20 protein-coding genes are annotated in these 24,365 nt (G+C 71.7%); 14 read left to right on the top strand and 6 right to left on the bottom strand.

Going from position 1 to position 24,365, the window contains the following annotated elements:
• Positions 1–225: 225 nt before the first annotated feature.
• From modA to modC, 3 genes are read left to right on the top strand one after another with little or no spacing between them, the layout of a single operon-like run.
• Complete coding sequence (modA, locus tag VF092_16225; protein HEX6748846.1) at positions 226–1,032, top strand: molybdate ABC transporter substrate-binding protein; 807 nt, start codon at positions 226–228, stop codon at positions 1,030–1,032.
• The gene (gene modB / locus VF092_16220; GenBank protein HEX6748845.1) at positions 1,029–1,706 is read left to right on the top strand and encodes a molybdate ABC transporter permease subunit; all 678 of its coding nucleotides are present in this window, start codon (positions 1,029–1,031) and stop codon (positions 1,704–1,706) included. The genes modA and modB overlap by 4 nt, the downstream gene beginning before the upstream one ends.
• A complete protein-coding gene (gene modC, locus VF092_16215) occupies positions 1,703–2,833 on the top strand; it encodes a molybdenum ABC transporter ATP-binding protein (protein ID HEX6748844.1) in 1,131 nt (376 codons plus the stop codon). The genes modB and modC overlap by 4 nt, the downstream gene beginning before the upstream one ends.
• A gap of 137 nt (positions 2,834–2,970) precedes the next feature.
• Here the strand turns inward: modC and VF092_16210 are convergent, their stop codons facing one another.
• Positions 2,971–5,025, bottom strand: a complete 2,055-nt coding sequence (locus VF092_16210; protein ID HEX6748843.1) for a multicopper oxidase family protein — start codon at positions 5,023–5,025, stop codon at positions 2,971–2,973.
• Positions 5,026–5,565: 540 nt separating this feature from the next.
• Between VF092_16210 and VF092_16205 the strand changes: the two genes are divergently transcribed.
• The 3 genes from VF092_16205 to VF092_16195 all read left to right on the top strand — a co-directional run bounded on the left by VF092_16205 (position 5,566) and on the right by VF092_16195 (position 9,063).
• The gene (locus tag VF092_16205) at positions 5,566–6,273 is read left to right on the top strand and encodes an aquaporin (protein HEX6748842.1); all 708 of its coding nucleotides are present in this window, start codon (positions 5,566–5,568) and stop codon (positions 6,271–6,273) included.
• Positions 6,274–6,954: 681 nt separating this feature from the next.
• Positions 6,955–7,497, top strand: coding sequence for a hypothetical protein (locus tag VF092_16200; GenBank protein HEX6748841.1), 543 nt, complete (start codon positions 6,955–6,957; stop codon positions 7,495–7,497).
• A gap of 261 nt (positions 7,498–7,758) precedes the next feature.
• On the top strand, positions 7,759–9,063 hold the full coding sequence (locus tag VF092_16195; protein HEX6748840.1) for a hemolysin family protein: 1,305 nt from the start codon (positions 7,759–7,761) through the stop codon (positions 9,061–9,063).
• Positions 9,064–9,176: 113 nt separating this feature from the next.
• Here the strand turns inward: VF092_16195 and VF092_16190 are convergent, their stop codons facing one another.
• The 5 genes from VF092_16190 to VF092_16170 all read right to left on the bottom strand — a co-directional run bounded on the left by VF092_16190 (position 9,177) and on the right by VF092_16170 (position 13,589).
• Positions 9,177–10,841, bottom strand: a complete 1,665-nt coding sequence (locus tag VF092_16190) for a HAMP domain-containing sensor histidine kinase (protein HEX6748839.1) — start codon at positions 10,839–10,841, stop codon at positions 9,177–9,179.
• 371 nt (positions 10,842–11,212) lie between these two features.
• Positions 11,213–11,518, bottom strand: a complete 306-nt coding sequence (locus tag VF092_16185; protein HEX6748838.1) for a hypothetical protein — start codon at positions 11,516–11,518, stop codon at positions 11,213–11,215.
• Positions 11,505–11,813, bottom strand: coding sequence for a thioredoxin family protein (locus VF092_16180; protein HEX6748837.1), 309 nt, complete (start codon positions 11,811–11,813; stop codon positions 11,505–11,507). Before VF092_16180 ends, VF092_16185 begins: the two co-directional genes overlap by 14 nt.
• A gap of 91 nt (positions 11,814–11,904) precedes the next feature.
• Positions 11,905–12,435, bottom strand: coding sequence for a DUF411 domain-containing protein (locus VF092_16175; protein ID HEX6748836.1), 531 nt, complete (start codon positions 12,433–12,435; stop codon positions 11,905–11,907).
• Positions 12,436–12,947: 512 nt separating this feature from the next.
• Positions 12,948–13,589 carry a CDP-alcohol phosphatidyltransferase family protein gene (locus tag VF092_16170; protein ID HEX6748835.1) on the bottom strand — a complete coding sequence of 214 codons (642 nt, stop codon included), beginning with the start codon at positions 13,587–13,589 and terminating at the stop codon, positions 12,948–12,950.
• Between the two features lie 291 nt (positions 13,590–13,880).
• On the opposite strand from VF092_16170, the gene VF092_16165 reads away from it, so the two are divergent.
• The 8 genes from VF092_16165 to VF092_16130 form a co-directional block, all read left to right on the top strand.
• The gene (locus VF092_16165) at positions 13,881–14,624 is read left to right on the top strand and encodes a TonB-dependent receptor plug domain-containing protein (GenBank protein HEX6748834.1); all 744 of its coding nucleotides are present in this window, start codon (positions 13,881–13,883) and stop codon (positions 14,622–14,624) included.
• Positions 14,625–14,944: 320 nt separating this feature from the next.
• The gene (locus tag VF092_16160) at positions 14,945–16,057 is read left to right on the top strand and encodes a DUF4142 domain-containing protein (protein ID HEX6748833.1); all 1,113 of its coding nucleotides are present in this window, start codon (positions 14,945–14,947) and stop codon (positions 16,055–16,057) included.
• A gap of 162 nt (positions 16,058–16,219) precedes the next feature.
• Complete coding sequence (locus tag VF092_16155; protein HEX6748832.1) at positions 16,220–16,801, top strand: rRNA adenine N-6-methyltransferase family protein; 582 nt, start codon at positions 16,220–16,222, stop codon at positions 16,799–16,801.
• Positions 16,802–17,482: 681 nt separating this feature from the next.
• Positions 17,483–17,632, top strand: coding sequence for a hypothetical protein (locus VF092_16150; protein ID HEX6748831.1), 150 nt, complete (start codon positions 17,483–17,485; stop codon positions 17,630–17,632).
• A 189-nt stretch (positions 17,633–17,821) separates the two neighbouring features.
• Positions 17,822–18,877, top strand: coding sequence for a GntG family PLP-dependent aldolase (locus VF092_16145; protein HEX6748830.1), 1,056 nt, complete (start codon positions 17,822–17,824; stop codon positions 18,875–18,877).
• 150 nt (positions 18,878–19,027) lie between these two features.
• Positions 19,028–20,089: a recombinase RecA gene (gene recA, locus VF092_16140; protein HEX6748829.1), complete on the top strand. Its 1,062-nt coding sequence runs from the start codon at positions 19,028–19,030 to the stop codon at positions 20,087–20,089.
• 570 nt (positions 20,090–20,659) lie between these two features.
• Positions 20,660–22,558: a potassium transporter Kup gene (locus VF092_16135; GenBank protein HEX6748828.1), complete on the top strand. Its 1,899-nt coding sequence runs from the start codon at positions 20,660–20,662 to the stop codon at positions 22,556–22,558.
• Positions 22,559–22,679: 121 nt separating this feature from the next.
• On the top strand, positions 22,680–24,365 hold a 1,686-nt coding region (locus tag VF092_16130), incomplete at its 3' end, for a KUP/HAK/KT family potassium transporter (protein HEX6748827.1).

Below are 24,365 nucleotides of genomic sequence, written 5' to 3'. Positions count from 1 at the left end.
CTGCGAAGCGGGGGAGGGGCTGGGGGAGGGGGCCATCCCGCGCGGCGCGAATCGCCGCCGTCCGCGCACGCGTCCTCGCCACTACGGGAGAGGTGGCGAGCGCAGGCGAGCCGGAGAGGGTGCGATGCCGCGCGACGCGTCCACGATCCCGGTAGCGACCGTATCAACTGTTCTGCAATCTCCCCCCGCGCCATAGATTCTGATCCTCCACCCGGGGCCGACATCATGAAGAGCTGCATCCTCATCGCGATGACGATGGCCGCGCTGGCCGCGTGCGCGCGCGACGACGCCGCCAGGCCGCCCGCACGCAGCGAGGTGGTGGTGTTCGCCGCCGCCAGCCTGCGCGAGTCGCTGCAGGAGCTCGCGGCCGACTACCAGCGGCGCACGGGGACGCAGGTGACGTTCAACTTCGCCGGCTCCAACGACCTGGCGCACCAGATCGGCGCGGCGCGGGGGATGGACCTGTTCCTGAGCGCCAGCGAGGCGTGGATGGACACCGTGCAGCACCGCGGCCGCCTGGTGGACGGCACGCGGCGCGACCTCCTCTCCAACACCCTGGTCGTCGTCGCCAGCACGCACAGCACCGCGCGGATGGACGGCCCCTGCGCGCTGGCCACGCTCCCCTTCGAGCACGTGGCGACAGGTGATCCTTCCGCTGTCCCCGCGGGGATCTATGCGAAGAAGTGGATGACGGCGGTGCGGTGCGACGGGAAGCCGCTGTGGGACGCGGTGCAGCCGCGGATCGCGCCGACGCCGGACGTGCGCGCGGCGATCGGCCTGGTCGCCGCCGACCCCGACGTGGCGGGACTCGTCTACCGCACCGACCAGCTTGCCTTCGCCGACCGCACGCGCGTGCTGTACGAGGTGAAGGACGGCCCGCCGATCCGCTACGCCGTCGCCCAGGTGGCCGAGGGGGCGAACCCCGAGGGCGCGCGCGGGTTCCTGGCGTACATCTCCACGGCCGACGCGGCGCGGGTGTTCGCGAAGCACGGCTTCATCCCCGTGGGCGCGCAGACGGCGGCCAGGCCGTGAACCAGGCGGCGCTGCGGGCGCTGGAATCGAGCGTGGCCTGGGCCGGGCTGGCCATGCTGCTGGTGATGGGGCCCGCCACCCTCGTCGCCTACGCCCTCGCCCGCCGCGAGTTCCGCGGGAAGCGCGTGGTCTCCACCCTCTTTTCCCTCCCCCTCGTCCTTCCCCCGACGGCGGTCGGCTACCTGCTGCTGCGCCTGTTCGCGTACGACGGGCCGCTGGGGCGGGCGACGACGGGGATCGACCTGGACGTGATCCTCACCTGGAAGGCCGTGGTCATCGCCTGCGCGGTGATGGCGACGCCGCTCGTCGTCCGCACCGCGCGCGTCTCCTTCGAGGCGGTGGACCCGCGCTACGAGGACATCGCCCGCACGCTGGGCCACGGGCGCGCGGCGACCTTCCTCCGCTTCACCCTCCCCCTGGCCGCGCGCGGGCTGCTGGCGGCGCTCATCCTGGGCTTCACCCGCGCGCTGGGCGAGTTCGGGGCGACGATCATCCTCGCGGGCAACATCCCCGGGCGCACGCAGACGCTGGCGACGGCCATCTTCAGCGCGCAGCAGGCAGGCCGCGAGGGCGAGGCGAACGCGCTGCTGGCCATCGCGCTGGTCGCCGGGTTCGCGGCCGTCTACGCGACGGAAGCGCTGTCGCAGACGCGGGCCGCCGCGGCGCGGAGATGACGGACACGCCGCCGCTGTCGGTGCAGGTGCGCGTGCCGCTGGGCCGCTGGGACCTGGACGTCGGCTTCGCCACCACCCGCCGCGTCACCGGCGTGTTCGGCGTCTCCGGCTCGGGGAAGACGACGCTGCTGGAGACCGTCGCCGGGCTGCGCCGCAATGCGCGCGGCACCATCCGCTTCGGGGACGAGACGTGGCTCGACAGCGCGCGCGGGATCCGCGTTCCCCCCGAGCGCCGCGGCGTGGGGTACGTGCCGCAGGACTCGCTGCTCTTTCCCCATCTCGACGTGCGGGGGAACCTGCGCGCGGGGCACGGGCGCGCGCTCCGCAACGGCCACGGGGGCGACGTCTCCTTCGACTCCGTCGTGCGCGTGCTGGAGCTGGAGCCGCTCCTCGACCGCCCCGTCCGCACCCTCTCCGGCGGCGAGCGGCAGCGCGTCGCGCTGGGCCGCGCGCTCTGCTCGGGGCCGCGGCTGCTGCTGCTGGACGAGCCGCTGGCCTCGCTCGACGCGGCGCTCAGGCGGCGCGTGCTCCCCTTCCTCGCCCGCGTGCAGCGCGAGTTCGGCCTCCCCGTCCTCCTCGTCTCCCACGATCCCGTCGAAGTCCAGGCGCTCTGCGACGACCTGGTGGTGCTGCGCGAGGGGCGGATCGTGGCGCGGGGCGAGCCGCGCGCGGTGCTGCGCCGGCCGGACGTCTTCCCGCTGGCGGAGCGCGAGGGGTACCAGAACGTCATCCCCGCCGTGGTGGTGGAGACGGGGGCGGAGACGACGCGCGTGCGGCTGGGCGACGGGACGGGCGGCCCCGCGCTGACGGTGCCGCGCTCGTCGCTCCCACCGGGGGGACGGCTGATGGTCGGCATCCCCGCGGACGAGGTGGTGCTGGCGCTGGAGCCGCCGGCCGGCATCTCCGCGCGCAACGCCGTCCCCGCGCGCGTGGAGTCGGTGGAGACGGCGGGCGCGTTTCACCTCGTCTCCTCCCGCGTGGCTCCCGGCGCGCCGCCGCTGGTCGCGGAAGTCACGGCCGACGCGCTCGCGGAGCTGGAGATCGGCCCCGGCACGGAGCTCTATCTCCTCCTCAAGACCAGCGCGATCGCCGTCTACGACGAGGGGGCGAACGGAGAAAAGGGATAGTCTCACGCAGAGTCAGCAGGGTCAGCAGAGAGAACAGCTGCAGTTTGCTGCTGACCCTGCTGACTCTGCGTGAGAAAAAAGACAGCCCGGAGATCGAGCGATCTCCGGGCTGCCGCACGCAGGGCGTCAGCGCGTCGTCAGTGGTGATGGCCACCGCCGCCGCCTCCACCGCCCGTCCCGGCGCCGTGGCCTCCTCCGCCGCCGGTCCCCGAGCCGGGGCCGGAGCGCGGACGCGCGCGCTGCCGCGACGGCGGCGGCGCCAGCCCACGCAGCACCGGCACGGGGTGCGCGTTCATGTACGTCGTCGCCTCGGCGAGGGACGGGAAGATGCCGATCAGCTGCATCATCCCCCGCTCCTCGTGGCCCAGGATGTGGCAGTGCATCACGAAATCCCCCCACGCCGGGCCGCAGTTGGGGCACCCGTCGAAGTCGTCGTAGCGCTGCTTGATGTACACCGAGCCGGGGACCGAGTCCGTCTGGCCCGACGGCACGTACGGCAGCGGCAGCGGGAACACGTCCGACCACACCGGGTGCCCCGAGTCGGCCGCCGCGTTCAGGAACGCGTAGTAGCTCGCGAAGCTGTCGCCGGGCCCGTAGTTGACGTGGATGATCTGGAACGGGTTGATGTGGATGTGGAACGGGTGGTTCTTCGACACGCCCCGGTTCATGATGAACCACGTCTGGCTGTCGCCCAGCACCATCGGCACCCGCCGCCCGGAGAGCGTGCGGGGGATGTACACGAGGGTGTCGTTGAACTGCATGTACGGGTTCTGGAACGTCCCCAGGTAGAACTGCGTGGGGTTCTGCGTGGGGTTCGTCGGCGACGTGAAGCGGTTGGCGAAGCCCGTGTCGTTGAACACGACCACCGCCGTGTCCTTCGTCACCCCGATGTTGGCCAGGAACCCGGGGAGCGGCGGAAGCGCCTGCGGCAGCTGCGTGGCGTACGTCTCGCCGGGGGCCGCCCGCACCATGCGGAAGCCAAGCAGCCGTCCGGGCCGCTGCAGGATCCGCCGGATCCCCGCCTGCCGCACCTTGCGCGAGTTGCGCTCGGTGCTCACCGACTGCGCATCGATCTCGAAGGTGCCGGACGACACGTTCGGCGCCTTCACGTACAGGTCCAGCCGGTTCCCCGGGTAGATGTACAGGGTGGTGTCGGGCGAGCCCAGGTCGTAGTTGGCGTTGTCGTACTGCACCCCGTCGCGCGCGATGTCGTACGCCTGGGGAAGCGGGCCCGTGGTCGAGCTGAAGAAGATGCGGAAGTTGGCCGAGTTGGCCACGTTCTCGTTCACCAGCCGCAGCCGGATCACCTCGCCCGGGCGGAGGGGGAACTGCGCCGAGCTGAGCCCGTTGACCGTGTTCGACGCCGCGAGCCCCTTGTCGACCAGGTTCATGCTCGAGTCCACCTGCTGCACCGCGGCCAGCACCTCGCGGATCCCCATCGCCTTGTCGAGCGAGTCCAGCCCGGTGGTGGTGTCGCGCACGATGAACGCGCCCGACATGGCGTTGCTCACCTGCAGCGCCACCGAGCCGTGCTTGTGCGGGTGGTACCAGTGCGTTCCCGCCGACTGGTTCATGGGGATCACGAACGAGTACTGGAACGACTTCCCCGGCGCGATCTGCAGCAGCACGTTGTCGCCCGAGTCCTGCGGCGTCACGTGGAAGCCGTGGAAGTGCAGGTTCGTGTACGTGGGCCCGTGGAAGCACTCGGGGAAGGTGTCGTTCCCGGCGGCCGACGCGTTGTAGCGCTGGCACACCGTGTTGTCCGACGTCCCCAGGCTGTCGATCAGGTTGATGCGCACCCGGTCGCCCGGCTGGACGATGAAGGTGGGGCCGGGGTAGCTGGGCGGCCGGTTCACCCGCACGCCGTTGGCGACGAGGAGGCGGTACGCCTTCAGCGACTGCGTCTTCGTCGAGTCCAGCGGCACGCGCACGTTGGCCTGCACCACGGCCAGGGTCACGTCGAGCAGCCCGTTCACGCTCTTCACCGAGTCGGGCTCGCGCCAGGTGATGGCGGTGGGAACCGTGTCGGTCACGGCCGCGTGCGGCGGCGGGGCGGCGCCGGCGCTGCCGTTCTTCGCCGCCGCCAGCAGCGCGGCCGCCGCGGCGGTGGCCACGAACGGCAGCGCGCGCGCGAATCCCCGCCGCGGCCGGCGTGCCGCGGCGGGCGCGGGAGATGTGGAGCGGGTCTCCATGCGGTCCTTTTCCCGTGGGAGGGTGAGTGGGCTGGAACGCGGGATCATGATGCTCCCGGCCTGAACCCGCGGGGCCGGGCGTGGACTCCATTGATGCCGCAGGGCGGCGGCGCTACATGCCGCGGCCCCTTCCGCGCGGGCTACGGTCGGCCCGGCCGGGTCATCACGGGATCCGGTCCGGCGCCCCGATCACGCCACGCGCGCGCACAACTGTTACCGATCGCGGGAACAGTTGCACGCGTGGGACGAACTGTCAAGAATCTCCTGACCTTGTCGCGGCCGATGCTGAGAAATTCGCACCGGAAGCCTGTATTTCCGCGCGAATTCCGCCTCCGAAGGAGCGACGGGCGCATGCGATTTTTCGACAAAAGTCGTGCGGCTTCCCTGCGCTCTCGATCGGCCTGAACGCGCCGCCGCGCGACGCGTGGACGGGCCGTCCCGCCTCCGGCGCACGCGGGACTAGGCGTATCCATCTCCGTCGTATACATTTGCGTCTCCTTCCGAATCCACTCTCGTTCACCCCGCCCCACCGAGGGACGCATGACTCGCAAGCTGCTGACGGAGACGATCGGCACCTTCTTCCTGGTGCTGACGATCGGGCTGACGGTGACCGCCGGGCTGCCGCTGGCGCCGCTGGCCATCGGCGCCGCGCTGATGGTGATGGTCTACATGGGCGGCGCCGTTTCGGGCGCGCACTACAACCCCGCGGTGACGACCGCCATCCTGCTGCGCGGCAGGATCGCGGCGGGCGAGGCCGCGGCGTACATGGCGGCGCAGGTGGCCGGCGCCGCGCTGGCCGCGCTGGCGGTGTACGGCATCGTGGGGCAGACGTTCATGCCCGCGCCGGCAGCCACCGCCCCGGTCGCCGCCGCACTGGCGGTGGAGGTGCTGTTCACCTTCGCGCTGGCGCTGGTCGTGCTGAACGTCGCCACGACGCGCGCCGCGGAGGGGAACTCGTACTTCGGCCTGGCCATCGGGCTGACGGTGATGGCCGGCGCCTTCGCGGGCGGCCCCGTCTCCGGCGGCGCCTTCAACCCCGCCGTGGGCCTGGGCCCGGCGATCGTCACGGCGGCGTTCGGCGGCGGCGCGGTCGGCCACGTCTGGCTCTACCTCGTGGGGCCGATCGTGGGCGGCGCGCTGGCGGCGTTCGTCTTCCGCGTGCAGCACCCGGAGGAGTTCGCGCCGGTGACGGTGCCCTTCGCGGGCCTCAAGCAGCCCGAGGGCGAGCCGGCGAAGCAGCAGGCCTGACGCGGCCCGCGCTGGGATCGAAGAGTCGACCGGGCGACGCACGGGGTGCGTCGCCCGGTTCGTTCGGGGCGGGACAGGCGACCGGGGTGCCGGCCGGATGGCTGGCACCCCGGCGGCGCGTGAGGGGGAGGGCGGCAGGTGAACGCAGAGCATTGTTTCCGGCTGAGATGAAGATCGGGAGAAGGAACCGGCACGTCGCCCGCCCCGACGCTCCCGTCGCCGCGCCATTGAAGCACGCGCCGAGCCGTTCGTGCAGCGCGTCGTAAGTCGATGAATCGCAGCGACTTGAAAGTTCAGATCGATGGAGATGCAGCGCGGAGCCGCAACGCCGCGTTACAAGTCGCTGCCACGGAGCGTTGCTGCGGCCGTCGGAGAGCGGTGGAGATGTCCGTGATTCGGGGACGGTCGGCGAGGCGGTGATCGCATCCGGATCAGTGCGGGGACGAATAGCGAATCTGTAACGGATTGATGCGGATGATGGTGATGATTCGGAGCACCGCGGGTGGGAGATGATCGGCGGGGGGGAATCGCAAACGATTGTGATCGCATCACTTGCACATCGGGGGGAGAAAGGGCACGCGCCCTGCCAGCTTTGGCGCGGCGCGAGCGGATCACCGCTTACGCCTCTGCGGTGGGGATGCCGATCCCCATCATCTCCATCTCCCCCAGTCGTGCACGGCCATGAATCCTCCCCGCCTTTCGCCGCTTACGATCTTCGTGCTGGCTTTCGTCCCGGCGCTCGCCGCCGCTGCTCCCGCCGGTTTCCATCGCCCCGATGCGATCTCCATCCCCCGCTCCATGCCGCAGGACTCGGCGGTGCACGGGGAGGGGAACGCGCACGCCACGCGCCCGTTCACCGCGTGCATGGCGCAGGCGAGCGGCCCGGTGCAGGTGTTCGGGATGATCGACGACGAGTCGGGCGATACGGTGGCCGTGGTGCGCGGCAACCGGCTGCCGCTGCGCACCGCCTATCCCGCGGTGCCGAGCGCCGCCGCCGCGCGCTGGTTCGCCCGCGGCGAGAGCATTCGCCTGGGCGCCGCCACGTACGTGCGCACCGGCCCCGCGCGCGAGTTGGCGCCGGGGAGCGTGGCCGCGTACGGACGCTTCGCGGGCGTTCCGGTCTACGCCGCGCCGGGTGCGTCGCGCCCGGGCTCGGTCTTCGTGCCGCTGGACGGGTGCCGCTTCCAGGAGTTCCGCGCCTCCGCGCGCGACGCCGGCCGCTGAGCGATGGCCTGATTCAATAAGAGTCTCACACGGCACGGAGGGAACGGAGGTAACGGAGGAACTCATCGCGGGCCTCCGTTTCCTCCGTTCCCTCCGTGTGAGTCAATTCTGTTTGATCTCCGCAGAACGACGAGGCCGGGGCTCCGCGCGGAAGCCCCGGCCTCGTCCGCTGCGGGAATGCGCGGTGGTCTGACCCGAACGGCATGCTAGATTGGGGCGGAAGGCGGCTGCGCCATCCACCACCCGCGGGCGAAAGGGCACATGTCCGGAATCGGCCTGGAGATCGCGCTGATCCTGGTTCTGATCGTGTTGAACGGCGTGTTCGCGATGTCGGAGATCGCCGTGGTGTCGTCGCGGCGCGCGCGGCTGCAGGAGCGCGCCGACGCCGGCGACACGGGCGCGCGCCGGGCGCTGGCGCTGGCCGAGGAGCCCACGCGCTTCCTCTCCACCGTGCAGATCGGGATCACGCTGATCGGCACGCTGGCGGGCGCGTTCGGCGGCGCCACGCTGGCCAGGGAGCTGGCGCCGTCCATCGCCCGCGTCCCCGCGCTGGCGCCGTACGCGGAGACCCTCTCCCTGGCGCTGGTGGTGCTGGTGATCACCTACCTGTCGCTGGTGATCGGCGAGCTGGTGCCCAAGCGCATCGGCCTGAACTCGCCCGAGCGCATCGCCGCCGCCGTGTCGCGGCCGATGAACGCCGTCTCCTTCCTGGCCGCGCCGGCGGTGAAGATGCTCACCGTGAGCACCGAGGTGCTCCTGCGCATCCTGCGCGTGCGCAAGGGCGCCGAGCCGCCGGTGAGCGAGGGCGAGATCTCGGTGATGATGGAGCAGGCCACGCAGGCCGGCGTGTTCCACGAGGACGAGGCGGAGATGGTGGAGCGCGTGTTCTGGCTGGGCGACCAGCGCGTCGACGCGGTGATGACGCCGCGCCACCGCATCGTCTGGCTGGACCTGCAGGACCCGCCGGAGGAGAGCTGGCGGCAGATGGTGGAGCACCGCTTCACCCGCTACCTGGTGTGCGACGGCGGGCTCGACGAGGTGAAGGGGATGGTGGACGTGAAGGACCTGTGGGCCGCGCGCCTGGCCGGCGCCGACGCGGGGCTCGAGGCGCAGACGCACGCGCCGCACTTCGTCCCCAGCAGCACGCGCGCGCTGCACCTGCTGGAGCAGTTCCGCGAGAGCGGCGTCCACCTGGCCGTGGTGGTCGACGAGTACGGCGGGGTGGAGGGGATCGTGACGCTCACCGACGTGCTGGAGGAGCTCGCCGGCGACCTCTCCGCCGCGGGCGCGGGGCAGCCGCCGGTGGTGCGGCGCGACGACGGGTCGCTGCTGGTGGACGGCTCCTACCCGATCGACGACTTCCGCGAGGCGCTGGGCCTTCCCGAGCGCCGCGGCGAGCCGCGCGAGTACCGCACCGTCGGCGGCCTCGTCTTCACCCTCCTGGGCCACGTTCCCGCGCCCGGCGAGCACGTGGAGCACGAGGGGTGGCGCATCGAGGTGATGGACATGGACGGCAACCGCGTCGACAAGGTCCTCGCCACCCCCCGCATCCCCGCGGAGCTTTAAGTGGTTAGTCCTAAGTCCTGAGTCCCAAGTCCTGAGTTGCCGGATCGCTATCGTTTGTGCAGTTCAGCACTTAGGACTTAGGACTTAGGACTTAGGACTTAGGACTTTGCGGATCACGCCGCCAGCGCCATCTCCGCCGCGAGGGGGAGGGTAAAGACGATCGTGGTGCCGCGGCCGACGGTGCTCTCGGCGTGGATGGCGCCGCCGTGCGCCTCCACGATCCCCCGCGCGATGGCGAGGCCGAGACCCGCGCCCTTGCCGCGGGCGTCGGCGGCGCGCCAGAAGCGGTCGAACACGCGTGGCAGGTCCGCCGCCGCGATCCCGCGCCCCGTGTCGCGCACGGAAACGCGCACCTCGTCCCCGCGCAGCTCCGCGGAAAGCGTCACCTCGCCGCCGGCCGGCGTGTAGGCGAGCGCGTTGCCGACGAGGTTCTGGAGCACCTGCGCCACTCGCCGCTCGTCCGCCATCACCTCGCACGCCGGTGCCGGGGAGACGCTCAGGGTGATGCCGCGCGCCTCCGCCTGCAGCCGCTGCGCCTCCGCCGCGTCGTCGAGCATCGCGCCGACTGCGACCGGCCGCGGGGCGATGGGGAGCGCGCCGCCGTCCATCCGTGCCGTGTCGAGCAGGTCGTTCAGCAGGTGGCGCATCCGCTCGGCCGCGCTGGTGATGGCGCCCAGCAGCCGCCGCTCGGGCACGCGCTCTTCGTCCGCGGGAACCACGCGCAGCAGCGACTCGGCCGCCAGGGTGATGCCGCTCAGCGGGCTGCGCAGGTCGTGCACGACGGTCGCCAGCGCCTGCTCCGGCCAACGGGTCTCCGTCGCGGCGGGGACGGCCGCCGGCGCCGGCGTGCGCGGCTTCCACACCCATCCCGCCGCGCCCTGCCCGCCGTCCGCCACGAACGCCGGGGAGATGCGGAGCTTCAGCGCGCGCCCGTCGCCGGTGCGCAGCATCCGCGTCGAGGGCTCGCGCCCGCCGATCGCCGCGTCGGCCGCCGCGCGGGCGCCGCGCCACCCCGCCGCGCCCTCCGACGGCGCGCCGCCCAGCAGCGCCTCGGTGGTGGAGGTCCACAGCGCCGGCCGGCCGTCGGCGCCGAACGCGACCGCACCCGCCGGCGCCGCGGCCACCACCGCGCGCAGGTGGCCGGCCTCGGCGCGGAGGGCGGCGCGCTCCGCCTCGCGCTCGAACGCCGCGCCCAGCTGCCGCGCCGCGAACGCGCAGGCGTCGAGCACCGCGCGCTCCGCCTCCGGCCGCGGCGACCAGGCCTCCACCACGGCCACCGCGCCGCCGGCCGCCGCCACCGGGAACGCCAGCGCGCTCCGCAGCCCCGCCCGCCGCGCCTCCGCCCACACCGCCAGCGTCGGGTCCTCGTCCGCGTCGGCGATCCCCACCGGCCCGGCCACGGCCAGCGCGCGCCCCGCCACGCCGCGCACGTCCGCCGGTGCCACGGCAGTGGAGGCATCGCGGAACGCGGCGAAGCGCCGCGGCGAGCCGTGCCAGAGCACGTCCCGCGCACGCCCGGCGGCGTCGAGCACGATCGCCCGTCCGGCCGGGAAGCCGAGCCGCGTGCACATTTCCCGCAGCGCCACGCGGAGCGCGCCCGCCGCGGTGCCGCTCTCGTTGGCGGCCGCGGCAACGGCGGCGCGCGTCTCGGCCAGCGCGAGCGCCCGCGCCGACGGCTCGGCCGCAGGGGCGACGGCACGGGTGCGGCGAGCGGCGTCGCGGCTCGGCAGGAGGTTGGTGGAGCGGGGGAGGGTGCGGTTCGGGCGGATGGCGCGCATCGGTCGAGGTCCGGGTGGCGGTTCGGTGGGGGCGATGCGGTCTGGCCCGCCCCTCACGCGCTACACGCTGCGCCCGCGCCCTCAAGTGCGTTTCTCTCTCCTCTCACGCGCGATCAACCTCCTCTCAACCTCCTCCTCATCTCCCTTGCATCACAACGAGTTGCGAAATATGGCCTATTTTTACTGGCGGATGTAAACGCGCGTTTTACGTGGGGAGCCATCGCTGCCGCGGCCATCACGAATGAAGTGAATTCACACGGAGGAAACGGAGGGAACGGAGGACTGACTGGGTTCCTCCGTTCCCTCCGTTTCCTCCGTGTGATTCAGTGCTGTTGGGACGTCTGGGAATGCACAACCAACAGGCGGCGGTATCAATCGTCGTCGCCGAAGGGCGAGGGGGCACGCGGGCGGCCGCCGGGGAGGTGGCTCATGGCGGTCTGGAGATGGCGCGCGGCTTCGCGGCCGTCGTCGTCGCGGCGGAGAACGCGCTCCGCGTCGGCCAGCGAGGCGCGGACGCGGGATTTGATCTCGTCGGAGACGTCGGTGGTCTCGACCGCGGCGGCCAGCGCGGGGATGCGGTCGGCGAGGGCGTCGGCGCGGAGCGGGCTGTCGCCCACGCGAAGCGCCTCCTGCTGCGCGGCGGAGAGCTTCATCCGCAGGTCGTCAGCGGTCCCCATCTCCCCCTCCTTGCCGCGGGCGGTACATGCCGATCAGGTGCGCGACGGTCTCGGGCGTGATCGCGCTGCCCACCAGCCGGAAGCGCACGCGCTCGCCGTCCACCAGCGCCAGCGTGGGCACGCCGGACACGCGCAGCCCCAGCGCGCGGGTCTGCCCCTCCTCCGTCTCCCAGTCCACCACCTCCAGCGGGAGGCCGGCGTCGGCGGCGACCTGGTCGACCACGGGGCTCTTCTCGTGGCAGACGCCGCACCAGTCGGCGCGGAAGTACATCAGCTTCATCTCGTTCTCGCTCATCTCCCAATCCTGCGTGGTTCGTGGAGGAGATGCAATGAAAAGCGCGGGCCGGGGATCGCTCCCGGCCCGCGCCGTCAGGTATCGCCGGGGATCAGCGCGAGGCGTAGACGCGCGTCTGGCCGTCCTTGGTGAACGCGATCACGTCGTAGTGCTCGGGGTTGGGGCCCTCCATGCCGGGCGAGCCGGTGACCATCCCCGGCACCGCCAGCCCGGCGACGTCCTGCGGGTGCTCGCGCAGGAGCTGCTTGATCAGGTCGGCGGGGACGTGGCCCTCGATCACGTACGGGCCCACGCGCGCGGTGTGGCACGAGCGCGCGCCCTGCGGCACCCTGCCGTTGTCCTTGACGGAGTCGACCGCCTCGGTGTCGTGCGTCTCCACGCGGAAGCCGTTCTCGCGCATGTGGGTGACCCACGCGTTGCAGCAGCCGCAGGTGGGGCTCTTGTAGACGACGGCGAGCGGCGCGTCGGCGGGCACTGCGGGGGCGGCCTCGGACGTGGCCGGTGCGGCGTCGGTGCGGGCGTCGGGCGCGGCCTGGCCCGAGTTGCCGCACGCGGCCGTGCCGGTGAAGGCGACGGCCAGCGCGCCGCGGAAGAGCGTACGGCCGCAGGGGATGAAAGACATCGGGTCGGCTCCGGTGCTCGAGCGAATCGTCAGGGAGATCGGGGGAGCAAGATAGTGCCCCGGCTCGCCGCGGGGATACCCCGCGCGGGCGGCGGCGGTCCGCCGCTGCGGTTCGCCCTCCCCGGCTCGCCCTCCCCGGCTCGCCCTCCCCGGCTCGCCCTCCCCGGCTCGCCTAGGCTCGCCACCCCTCCCGTACCGGGAGGGGTAGGGGTGAGGACATCCGTGCGGAGGGCGGGGATTCGCGCGGCGGCGGGCTGGCCCCCTCCCCCGGCCCCTCCCCCGCTGCGCAGGGGAGGGGGGAACTCAGCGCGGGGCAAGCATTTGCGTGAGGGATGCGCGCCCGGAGGGCCGGGACGCCGCCGCGCGTGCGCCGTCGCCGATGATCCGCGCGGATGCCTGGCGCGGTGGTGGCCCGGCGCGGTTGGGCACGGTTGTATCGTGCCCTACCGCGCGCGCAGCCCGTTTGGGCGTCTGAGCGCCCAACACGCCCAGACCCCGCAGTTCCAATCAGTTCAACCAGATGACGACGATGGCGGCTTGAGCAGGATGGAGCCGATGTGCTCGTCGACCTCGTCGCGCGTGAGAACGACGGCGAGCGACTCGGCGGCGGCCAGGAAGCACGCGCCGATGGTGATCCAGAACTGCGCGTGGCTGTACCGGCCGACGATCAGCAGCGGGATGCCGAAGCACCAGGAGAGGAAGACCGCCGCCTTGCTGCTGTACAGGTGCAGGTCCACGAAACGCCGGAACTTGAGCCAGCTGACCAGCAGCACCAGCAGCGCGAACGCCGCCCACGCGATCAGCGGCCACCTCTGCTCGCGGAAGAAGAAGGGCCGCAGCAGCACCAGCCACAGCGTCATGGAGATGGCCAGCAGGTGGTCGGCCACCGAGTCCATCCGGCTGCCGAACTCGCTGGTCTGGTGCCACCGGCGCGACAGCCAGCCGTCGAGCACGTCGGTCGCGGCGGCCACCATCACCCCCACGCCCACCCACACCGGGTGCCCGAACAGCATCAGCACCCACAGCACCGGCACCGTAGCGAGACGGAGCACGGTGAGCTGGTTCGGGACGGTGCGCAGGTTCCGGCGCAGCTCCGCCCACCAGCCGCGGCGGGCGGGCCCGGAGGCGTGCGTGCGGGGGTCGGGGGTGTCCATTCCTCCGTGGGGGACGGGATCGCGGGGTGATGCGGGTCCGGCGCTCCGGGCCGGCGCGGCGCCCTGAATCTGCGTGCTCGCGGGCCGCGCCGGGAGGGTGGCGCGCGCGTGAACCTTGCGCGCGGGCGTCGCGCGAGGCAACGATAGTCTAAACGGGGCGCCGCCGCGGCGCGCTCCATGCTAGAAAAAGCCCCTGCCGTTCGTTCCATCTTGCGGCACCCCGGTCGGGGCGCCGCCCTCGGCCGTACGCCTGCGGGCGCCGGACCGATCCCTTCCCGCGGGAGGCACGCCATGCGCCCGCTCCTTGCCGCCGCGGCGCTCCTCTGCGCCGCCGCCTCGACCGCCACCGCGCAGTCCGTCCACGGGCGGGTGCTGGAGCGCGGCACCGACCGGCCCATCAACCAGGCGCAGGTCGAGCTGCGCTCCGAGGCCGGCGCCGTCCGCGGACGGACGCTGACCGACACCACCGGCGCGTTCGACATCGACGTTCCCGGCGCGGGCATCTACCGCCTGGCGGCCGCCCGCGTGGGATACGCGGGAACGCTGTCGGACCGGGTGCAGATCGACTACCTGGACTCGGTGAGCGTGATCTTCCACATCGCCACCGAGGCGGTGGCGCTGGAGCCGGTGGAGGTGAGCGCCAGCACGCGGCAGCCGCCGGCCTGGCTGGCGGGGTACTACCAGCGGCTGCGCGCCAACCGCTACGGGCGCTTCATCACCCGCGACCGCATCGAGGCCAGCCACGCGTCGCGCACCACCGACCTGCTGCGGCGCGTGGCCGGGCTGTCGATGCGCCCCACGCGCGGCACCGGCTACGCCATCCGCGGCCGCGGCGGGTGCGAGCCGCTGGTGTTCATCGACGGGGTGCAGGTGAGCATGTACGGCGCCACCGCCACCGTCGACGACCTGGTGCAGCCAACCGACCTGGAGGGGGTGGAGATCTACGAGGCCTCCACCATCCCCGTCGAGTTCGTGCGCAACCTGCGCGGCTCGATGTGCGGCGCCATCGTGCTTTGGACGAAGTTGCGCGTCTAGCCCGTCCCCATCGCGTCTCCCGCGAAGCCCTCTCCCGCCCCGCGCGGGGGAGGGCTTCGCCGCGTCTCGAGGTCGCCAGAACCGGAAGTTCTCACGCGGAGCCGCGGAAAACCGCGGAGGGCTCATCCCGCGCCCGGCGCTCTCCGCGTCTCGGTGCGAGTCTCCTATCTGTATATTTAACAACAATTTAGATGGGGATGATGGAACGTCTGTGGACCCGGCCTTGCAACGCGCCTCGCTTCACCCGGACGGCCGACGACAGAGGGGAATGCGGGCCGGGGCGCCCGCGGGAATGGCGGAAACCGTTGCAGGAGGGGATGATGGACACAATCGGAAGGAGTCCGGCGCGGAGGGCGGCGGTGGGCGGCGCCGCCGTGCTGGCGCTGACCGGGTTCGCCACCGGGCCGAGCGTGTACGCGGCCGGCCCCGAGTCGGCCGACAGCGCGGCGCACCACGCGCTCCTGGCCGTCAACGTCGGCGAGGTGGAGGAAGGGCGGCTGGCCCTCGACGCGGCGCTGAGCCCGCGCGTGCGCGACTTCGCGCGGATGATGGTGGACGACCACGGCCAGGGCGTCGACCGGGTGCAGCTGTCGATGATGCGGATGGGGCTGCTGGGGCGCGAGCTGGCCGACGTGAGCTACAACCGCGGCAGCAACGCGCAGGGCGTGGACCAGCGCGGCCGCCCCATCCCCGAGAACAACTCCGGCTCGCCCAACGGCAGCACGGGCTTCAGCGCGGCGGGCACCGACCTGAACCGCGACCCCGGCAGCGGCCGGCCCATCATCGCCAACAACGGCGAAGCCAACGGCGTGGCGGTGGGCTCGGGGAGCGTGAGCGTGAACGCCACCCGCACCGGCGTCTCCACGCACGACCCGGCGCAGGGCACGCCGGCGGGCGCCGCGCTGGGGAACAACGGGCAGCTGCTGGACCGCAACGGCAAGCCCATCCCCGAGAACAACGCCGGCCACCCCACCGGCACCGTGGGCGCGGGGCAGAGCCTGTTCGCGGCCGACGCGCCGCAGCCGGCCAGCGCCGGCGGCGACCACCCCGGCGGCAAGCCCGCCACCGCGCAGGCCGGATCGGGATCGATGGCGCCCGGCCCCGTGGTGGCGCGCGAGAGCACGAACGTGCTGGCCGTGGGCGACCCGCGGCTGCACGCCATGCTGATGTCCAGCGACTACAGCCGCCCCATCGTGGACGATCACATGGCGGCCATGCAGCGGCTGCAGGGGCTGCGCGGGGTGGAGTTCGACCGGGCGTACATGGACCGGCAGGTGGCCGCGCACGAGTACGCGCTGCGGACCCTCGACAACATGCTTCCCTCCCTGCGCACCGGCGCCTCGATCGAGACGGTGCGCATGACCACCGAGATGCGCGCCGCGGTGGTGAGGCACCTGGCGCTGGCGCAGCAGGTGCGCGACGGGCTGAGGTGAGCGGGGCCCGACCCCGCGCGCGAGGGGTGGCGAGCGGGCCGCCGTCCGGCGAACGTGGACGGCGGCCCGCTTCGTGCGCTTGCGCGGCGCGGCCCTCAGGGCGCAGGTTGCCTGCTTCCCGTGGTGAGATCGTCCCCCCGTGCATCAGGACGGAGAGTCGGAATGGCGAAGACGGCGGCGTCGCGGCGCAGGCAGATCATCCTGTTCGCGCGGAACTTCTTCAAGCACCCGCGGATGCTGGGCTCCATCATCCCCAGCTCCCGCTTCCTGGTGCGCGACCTGATGCGGCAGGTGGACTGGAAGCGCGCGCGCGTCGTGGTGGAGTACGGGCCGGGCGTGGGCAACATCACCGCCGAGGTGCTCAAGCGCATGCGCCGCGACGCGCGGCTGGTGGTGTTCGAGACCAACGACGAGTTCGTGGAGTTCCTGCGCCGTTCCATCCCCGACCCGCGGCTCACGGTGGTGCACGGCTCGGCGGCCGACGTGGGGCGCGTGCTGGGCGAGCTGGGGCTGGACCAGGCCGACTACGTGATCTCCGGCATCCCCTTCAGCACCATGCCCGAGCAGGTCAGCGCCGCCATCGTGCGCGCCACGCGCCAGACGCTGCGGCCGGGCGGGCGCTTTCTCGTCTACCAGTTCTCGCGCGCCGTCTCGCGCTTCCTGAAGCCGGAGTTCCGCGACATCCGCGAGGCGTTCGAGCCGCTCAACATCCTTCCCGCGCGACTCTACATCTGCTCGGTGTGAGGGGTTTTTAGTGCGAGAGTGCGAAGGTGCGAAAGTGCGAGAGTGCGTGGTTGCTCTCGCACTTTCGCACTTTCGCACTCTCGCACTTCTGTTTCTTGGGCGTGTTTGGCGCTGAGACGCCAAACCGGGCTGCGCGCGCCGTAGGCAACGATACTGCTGTTGCCAACGGCGCCGGGCCCCCGCCGCGCCCGCATCCGCCCGATGATCGGCATCCGCGCACGCGCGGCGGTGTCCCGGCCCTCCGGGCGCGCATCCCTCACGCAGGTGCACGCCGCGACCATCCCCGGGACGACCTTATCGCGCCCTAGCGTTCGTCCGTGCCGAGCTTTCTCCCACTCTGCAAAGTGGATAGCTGTGTGTCAGCGGCGGCCCCATCAGAGTGCCGTAATCGTGCGCTCACCACGGATGTAAATGCACCGCGCGGGGATGGTTTGGCCACTTCGTCCGTCCGCAAAATTACAAGGGAACCGTAATCTATTCACGTCTAAATTGAGAAACTTGACAGGTCGCCGGGATCCATGTAGAGTGCGCCCGCCTCGGACGTGACGCCTGTCTGTTATTTCCATTCCCGGGCCGCGCGCCCGGGGAGGCGAGCGGGTCTTTCTTCCTCGAACGGATCGACGAATCGGCAGCAGCACCGCGGCACACGGGCCGCCCCCACCTCGAACGCGGAACCTCACCATGTACGAGCTGAGCAGCGTGCTTCGGGACGTCCTCCGCGCCCTCGGCGTGGACGCATGGGAACGCGCCGGCCTCGCCCGCGGCGACGCGCCGCCGGACGTGGGCGACCTGCACGGCCGCATGCAGCCCGAGGAGTTCACGCGCGGCTGACCAGCCGTCCGCGACGGGACGCGAGTGCGCTGCATCTCCGCGCACTCACGCACTCCCGCACTCACGCACTTCCGGCGAAGCGTACGGGCCGCGGACCCCGTCGCGCGGGCGGGAGCAGGGCTTGTCACCGGGGGCGCGGCGGGGGATCTTGTCGGCGTACCCGCACCCGATCTTCCGAGAGCGTTCCCGATGCCGCCCAGCACGCCCGAGCAGCCGGTCGACCTGCGCTCCGACACCGTCACCCGGCCGTCGCCGGAGATGCGCCGCGCGATCGCCGAGGCCCAGGTGGGCGACGCGGTGCTGGGCGACGACCCCACGGCCGCCGAGCTGGAGCGCTTCGCCGCCGAGCTGCTGGGCAAGGAGCGCGCGCTCTTCTTCCCCAGCGGCGTGATGGCCAACACCACCGCCATGCTCGTCCTGGGCGAGCCCGGGACCGAGGCGGTGATCGACGCCACCGGCCACATGCTGAACTGGGAGGAGTGCGCCGTGACGCAGTTCGGCGGCGTGCAGTTCCGCGCCGTGCCGTCGCGGACGGGGATGCTGCAGCCCGACGAGGTGGCGGCGGCCATCCGCCCCGCGTCGCCCTACTTCGCGCGGACGACCGTGGTCTGCATGGAGAACACGCACAACACCGCCGGCGGGCGCGTCCTCCGCCTCGTCCAGCTTCAGGCCGTGGCCGAGGTGGCCCGCGAGCGCGGGGCGAAGGTGCATCTCGACGGCGCGCGCCTTCCCAACGCGGCCGCGGCCACCGGGCTCCCCATGTCGGCCTACGCCGCGCACGCCGACACGGTGATGGTGGCGCTCTCCAAGGGGCTGGGCGCCCCCGTCGGCTCCATCCTGGCCGGCAGCGCGGAGACGATGGAGAAGGCATGGCGCGTCCGCCGCCGCCTGGGCGGCGGGATGCGGCAGGTGGGGATCCTGGCTGCGGCCGGGCTCCACGCGCTGCGCCACAACCTCGGCCGGCTCGAGGAGGACCACCGCCGCGCCGACGCGCTGGCCCGGCGCTGCGCGCGGCAGGACGTGACGGTCGTCCTCAAGCCGCAGAGCAACATCGTGATGATCGACCTGGTCGACGAGCGGCTGGACCCCGCCGCCGTCCTCCGCGGCCTCGCCGAGCGCGGCGTGTGGATGACCCAGTTCGGCCCCCGCCGCCTGCGCGCCGTCACCCACCTGGACGTGGACGACGCGGGGATCGAACGCGCCGCCGCCGCGTTCGAAGAGGTCATCCACGCCTTGCTGACCTGAGCCGCGAACGTTTACGGCCGGGCCGCACGAAACCCTTGTGCGCCGCGATCCGGCGCTGTAAACTTTCGGGTGTTCTTCGGGAACCGCGCGCCGCGGCCGGGGTATTCAGACGCCCACAGCACGCCCCCTCCAACGAGAGATCCAGAAGCGATGATCAGCACCAAGGACATCGTCTCCGACGACCGGAAGAAGGCCCTGAACGTGGCCATCGGCACGATCGAGAAGGCGTACGGCAAGGGCTCCATCATGCGCATGGGCGTGAACGGCCCCATGATCAAGGTGAGCGCCATTCCCACCGGTGCCATCAACCTCGACGCGGCCATCGGCATCGGCGGGGTGCCGCGCGGGCGCATCACCGAGGTCTACGGGCCGGAAAGCTCCGGCAAGACCACGCTCTGCCTGCACGTGATCGCCAACGCGCAGAAGGCGGGCGGGATCGCCGCGTTCATCGACGCCGAGCACGCGCTCGACATCGAGTACGCGCGGAAGCTGGGCGTGGATGTCGACAACCTGCTGGTCTCGCAGCCCGACACGGGCGAGCAGGCGCTGGAGATCTGCGAGGTGCTGGTGCGCTCGGGCGCGCTGGACGTGATCGTGATCGACTCGGTGGCCGCGCTCGTTCCACGCGCCGAGATCGAGGGCGAGATGGGCGACAGCCACGTGGGGCTGCAGGCGCGGCTGATGAGCCAGGCGCTGCGCAAGCTCACCGGCGCCATCAACCGCTCGCAGACCACGGTGATCTTCACCAACCAGATCCGCGAGAAGATCGGGGTGATGTTCGGCAACCCCGAGACCACGACGGGCGGTCGCGCGCTGAAGTTCTACGCCAGCTTGCGCATCGACATCCGGCGGATCGGGAGCATCAAGGACAAGGAGGCGCTGGTCGGCAACAAGACGCGCGCCAAGATCGTGAAGAACAAGGTGGCGCCGCCGTTCAAGCAGGCCGACTTCGACATCATGTTCAACGTCGGCATCGACCACTACGGGATCATCGTGGACCTGGCGGTGGAGAACGACGTGATCCAGAAGTCCGGCGCCTGGTTCAGCTACGGCGACGTGCGCCTGGGCCAGGGACGCGAGAACGCGAAGGCGTTCCTGCAGGAGAACGTGGACCTGGCCGTCGAGATCGAGAAGAAGGTGAAGGAGGTGCTCGGCATCCGCGGCGTGGCCGCCTCCGCCGAGGAAGGCGCCGCGGCGGGCGCATTCGACTGAGGAGATTCGTCGAATGCCAAGCCGTGCCGCTTTGGATGCGCCCGCGCTGACTCCCTGATCGACGAAGATCGACGGTGGGGCAAGGACCCCTCTCCCGCGATGGGGCGGGGGAGGGGTTTCTGCTTCGGCCCGGATTCGCAACGGGCGACTGAAGTCGCGGCAACCACGGCCCGAAGTCCGCCTTCGCGGACTCCCGCGGGGAATTTTCGCGCCGGATGCGTGAGGGATGCGCGCCCGGAGGGCCGGGAACCCGCCGCGCGTGCATCATCGCCGGGGATCGCGCGGATGCGGGGCGCGGCGGGGGCCCGGCGCGGTTGGCAACAGTTGTATCGTTGCCTACCGCGCGCGCAGCCCGGCCCGGAGCGAAGCGGAGGGACACGCCCACACCCGCAGTTTTCCGTTCTCCTCGACGCCGCAAGCGTTGACGGTGCGGGAGAGCGGCGCAAGCTTGTCGCGCCTTGCCGGGCGTGTGTCTCCGCAACCGGCACCTTGGTTGCAACGTACGACCAGCCGCGCGGGACCGATCGGATTCGGCCCGCGGCGCTGGCTCGGAACCGGCTATCGGACAACGTGACCGCTTCGCATCCGCACGAGGGCGCGCCCAGGGGCAGGTACCTGCTGACCCTTGCCCTCGGTGCGCTGGGCGTGGTGTACGGCGACATCGGCACCAGCCCCCTGTACGCGCTGCGCGAGTGCTTCCACCACTCCAGCGGCATCGCGCCCACGCACGAGAACGTGGTGGGGATCCTGTCGCTGATCGTGTGGTCGCTGATCCTGGTGGTCACGGTCAAGTACCTGCTGTTCGTGATGCGCGCGGACAACCGCGGCGAGGGCGGGATCCTGGCGCTGCTGGCGCTGGTCGCGCCCCCGCGCGGCGGCAAGCCGCGCGGGCTGGCGATGGTGCTGGCGCTGATGGGCGTGTTCGGCGCCGCGCTGCTGTACGGCGACGGGATGATCACGCCGGCCATCACCGTGCTGAGCGCGGTGGAGGGGCTGAACGTGGCCACCCCCTTCTTCGAGCCGTACATCATCCTGATCTCCATCTTCATCCTCGTGGGCCTCTTCGTGGTGCAGAGCCGGGGGACTGCGGCCATCGGGCGGATCTTCGGGCCGGTGATGCTGGTCTGGTTCGCCAGCATCGCCGCGATGGGGATCGTGGAGGCGGTCCGCTATCCCTCGGTGTTCCTGGCCGTAAGCCCGCACCACGCGCTGCGCTTCATGCTCCAGCACGGGTACCAGGGCTTCCTGGTGCTGGGCTCCGTCTTCCTGGTCGTCACCGGCGGCGAGGCGCTGTACGCCGACATGGGGCACTTCGGCCGCGACCCCATCCGCCTGGCGTGGTTCACCGTGGCCCTGCCGGCGCTGCTGCTGAACTACTTCGGCCAGGGCGCGCTGCTGCTGCGCGACCCCACGGCGGTGGAGAACCCGTTCTACCGGCTGGCGCCGTCGTGGGCGCTGTATCCCCTCGTGGCGCTGGCCACGGCGGCGGCGGTGATCGCCAGCCAGGCGCTGATCTCGGGCGCGTTCTCGCTCACGCGCCAGGCGGTGCAGCTGGGATACACGCCGCGCGTGGACGTGGAGCACACCTCTGAGCGCGAGATCGGGCAGATCTACATCCCCGGGGTCAACTGGATGCTGATGATCGCCTGCATCGCGCTGGTGCTGGGGTTCCGCAGCAGCAGCAACCTGGCGGCGGCGTACGGGATCGCGGTGACGGGGACGATGGGGATCACCACCATCCTCTTCTACTTCGTGGCGCGCGAGCGCTTCGGCTGGACGGCGCTGAAGGCGGGAGTGCCGGCGTTCTTCTTCCTCATCATCGACCTGGCATTCTTCCTGGCGAACGCCACCAAGATCGAGCACGGCGGCTGGTTCCCGCTGCTGGTGGGCGCCATCGTGTTCACGGCGATGACCACGTGGAAGACGGGGCGGCGGATCCTGGGGCAGCGGATGGTGGAGACGACGCTGCCGATCGACCTGTTCCTGGAGGACGTGCGGCGCAGCCAGCCCACGCGGGTGCCGGGGACGGCGGTGTTCATGTACGGCAACCGCCAGGGAACGCCGCCGGCGCTGCTGCACTCGCTGAAGCACTACAAGGTGCTGCATGCGACGACGGTGTTCCTGAACGTGGAGACGCAGGAGGTGCCGCACGTGGCCGAGGAGCAGCGCATCGAGGTGGAGGCGCTGGGCGAGGGCTTCTACCGCGTGACGCTGAGCTACGGCTTCATGGAGGATCCCGACGTGCCGCGGGCGCTGTCCGGCATCCACGTGGACGGGCTGGACCTGCGCCCGGCGCACACCAGCTACTTCCTGGGCCGCGAGACGCTGATCCCCTCGAAGCGGCCGGGGATGGCGCTCTGGCGCGAGCGGCTGTTCGCGGTGATGGCGCGCAACGCACGCCCGGCCACCTCGTTCTTCGCCCTGCCGCCCAACCGGGTGGTGGAGCTGGGCGCGCAGATCGAGCTGTGAAGTGCCCAGTGCCGAGTGCCGAGTGCCCAGTGCCCAGTACCCAGTGCCCAGTACCCAGTGTCCAATGCCCGCTGAGCTCTGAATGAGCGGATCCCGGACCCACCTCTGGAGCCCCGACTGAATGTCGCAAGCGCGGGAGCAGCCCACCGGCCGGTACCTGTTCGTGCTGGCGTTCGCCGCGCTGGGCGTGGTGTACGGCGACATCGGCACCAGCCCGCTGTACGCCATGCGCGAGGCGTTCCGGCCGGAGAGCGGGATCGCCGCCACCCCCGCCAACGTGCTGGGGATCCTGTCGCTCATCTTCTGGGCGCTGATCCTGGTCATCTCGGTGAAGTACCTGGGCTTCGTGATGCAGGCCGACAACCGCGGCGAGGGCGGGATGATCGCCCTCACCGCGCTGGTGGTGCCGCGCACCCCGGCGGCGGGCGGGAAGGCGGGGATCCTCGTCCTCCTGGGCCTCTTCGGCGCGTCGCTCCTCTACGGCGACAGCATGATCACCCCCGCCATCTCCGTGCTGAGCGCGGTGGAGGGGCTGGAGGTGGCCACGCCGTTCTTCTCGCCCTACGTGGTGCCCATCACCATCGTCATCCTCGTCGGCCTCTTCCTGGTCCAGCGGCACGGGACGGGGGGGATCGGGCGGGTGTTCGGGCCGGTGACGCTCCTCTGGTTCCTGGTGCTGGCCGCGCTGGGGACGGCGGAGATCGCGCGGCACCCGCGGGTGCTGGAGGCGTTCAGCCCGCTGCACGCGGTGGATTTCTTCGTGCGCAACCGCGGGGCGGCGTTCTTCGTGCTCGGCTCGGTGTTCCTGGCGGTGACCGGGGGCGAGGCGCTGTACGCCGACATGGGGCACTTCGGCAAGCGGCCGATCCGCATGGCCTGGTTCGCGCTGGTCCTCCCCTCGCTGGTGCTGAACTACTTCGGGCAGGGCGCGGCGATCATCAACGACCCGTCCGCCGCCGAGCATCCCTTCTTCCTCCTGGCCCCCGGCTGGGCGACGTATCCGCTGGTGGTGCTGGCCACGGCGTCGACGGTGATCGCCAGCCAGGCGGTGATCTCGGGGGCGTTCTCGCTCACCCGGCAGGCGGTGCAGCTGGGATACCTCCCGCGCGTGCACATCGAGCACACCTCGTCGCGCGAGATCGGGCAGATCTACATCCCCGGGGTCAACTGGCTGCTGATGCTGGCCTGCCTGGGGCTGGTGGCCGGCTTCCGCGAGTCGAGCAGCCTGGCCAACGCGTACGGGGTGGCGGTGACCACCGACATGGTGTTCACCACGCTCCTCTTCACCGCGGTGGCGCGGACGCGCTGGCACTGGCCGTGGTGGAAGGCCGGCGGGCTCGCGGCCGCCTTCCTGGTGGTGGACCTGGCCTTCTGGGGGGCGAACCTGGAGAAGATCCCGCATGGCGGCTGGTTCCCGCTGGCGGTGGCGGCGGTGATCTTCACGCTGATGACCACGTGGAAGAAGGGGCGGCAGATCCTGGCCGGGCGGATGCAGGCCTCCACCCTGCCGCTCAAGCTCTTCCTGGGCGACGTGGAGCGGACCAAGACCACGCGCGTGCCGGGGACGGCGGTGTTCATGTACGGGAGCAGCGACGGCACCCCGCCGGCCCTCCTCCACAACCTGATCCACAACAAGGTGCTGCACGAGCGGGTGGTGCTGCTCACGGTGGAGGTGCTGGAGATCCCGGTGGTGGACGAGGAGGAGCGGGTGCAGGTGGCGGCGCAGGGGCAGGGCTTCTACCGGATGACGGTGCGCTACGGCTTCACCGAGGACCCCGACATCCCCGCGGCGCTGGCGACCGTGAAG

The organism is Longimicrobium sp., from assembly GCA_036377595.1.
Taxonomy (GTDB): Bacteria; Gemmatimonadota; Gemmatimonadetes; order Longimicrobiales; family Longimicrobiaceae; genus Longimicrobium.
Note: the sequence above shows the minus strand (reverse complement) of the source record. Positions and strands in the feature narration are given on the sequence as shown.

Excerpts from the sequence above, each read along its gene's own strand:
- modA (HEX6748846.1), top strand. The coding sequence starts at position 226 with ATGAAGAGCTGCATCCTCATCGCGATGACGATGGCCGCGCTGGCCGCG.
- modC (HEX6748844.1), top strand. The coding sequence starts at position 1,703 with ATGACGGACACGCCGCCGCTGTCGGTGCAGGTGCGCGTGCCGCTGGGC.
- VF092_16210 (HEX6748843.1), bottom strand. The coding sequence starts at position 5,025 with ATGGAGACCCGCTCCACATCTCCCGCGCCCGCCGCGGCACGCCGGCCG.
- VF092_16205 (HEX6748842.1), top strand. The coding sequence starts at position 5,566 with ATGACTCGCAAGCTGCTGACGGAGACGATCGGCACCTTCTTCCTGGTG.
- VF092_16200 (HEX6748841.1), top strand. The coding sequence starts at position 6,955 with ATGAATCCTCCCCGCCTTTCGCCGCTTACGATCTTCGTGCTGGCTTTC.
- VF092_16195 (HEX6748840.1), top strand. The coding sequence starts at position 7,759 with ATGTCCGGAATCGGCCTGGAGATCGCGCTGATCCTGGTTCTGATCGTG.
- VF092_16190 (HEX6748839.1), bottom strand. The coding sequence starts at position 10,841 with ATGCGCGCCATCCGCCCGAACCGCACCCTCCCCCGCTCCACCAACCTC.
- VF092_16185 (HEX6748838.1), bottom strand. The coding sequence starts at position 11,518 with ATGGGGACCGCTGACGACCTGCGGATGAAGCTCTCCGCCGCGCAGCAG.
- VF092_16180 (HEX6748837.1), bottom strand. The coding sequence starts at position 11,813 with ATGAGCGAGAACGAGATGAAGCTGATGTACTTCCGCGCCGACTGGTGC.
- VF092_16175 (HEX6748836.1), bottom strand. The coding sequence starts at position 12,435 with ATGTCTTTCATCCCCTGCGGCCGTACGCTCTTCCGCGGCGCGCTGGCC.
- VF092_16170 (HEX6748835.1), bottom strand. The coding sequence starts at position 13,589 with ATGGACACCCCCGACCCCCGCACGCACGCCTCCGGGCCCGCCCGCCGC.
- VF092_16165 (HEX6748834.1), top strand. The coding sequence starts at position 13,881 with ATGCGCCCGCTCCTTGCCGCCGCGGCGCTCCTCTGCGCCGCCGCCTCG.
- VF092_16160 (HEX6748833.1), top strand. The coding sequence starts at position 14,945 with ATGGACACAATCGGAAGGAGTCCGGCGCGGAGGGCGGCGGTGGGCGGC.
- VF092_16155 (HEX6748832.1), top strand. The coding sequence starts at position 16,220 with ATGGCGAAGACGGCGGCGTCGCGGCGCAGGCAGATCATCCTGTTCGCG.
- VF092_16150 (HEX6748831.1), top strand. The coding sequence starts at position 17,483 with ATGTACGAGCTGAGCAGCGTGCTTCGGGACGTCCTCCGCGCCCTCGGC.
- VF092_16145 (HEX6748830.1), top strand. The coding sequence starts at position 17,822 with ATGCCGCCCAGCACGCCCGAGCAGCCGGTCGACCTGCGCTCCGACACC.
- recA (HEX6748829.1), top strand. The coding sequence starts at position 19,028 with ATGATCAGCACCAAGGACATCGTCTCCGACGACCGGAAGAAGGCCCTG.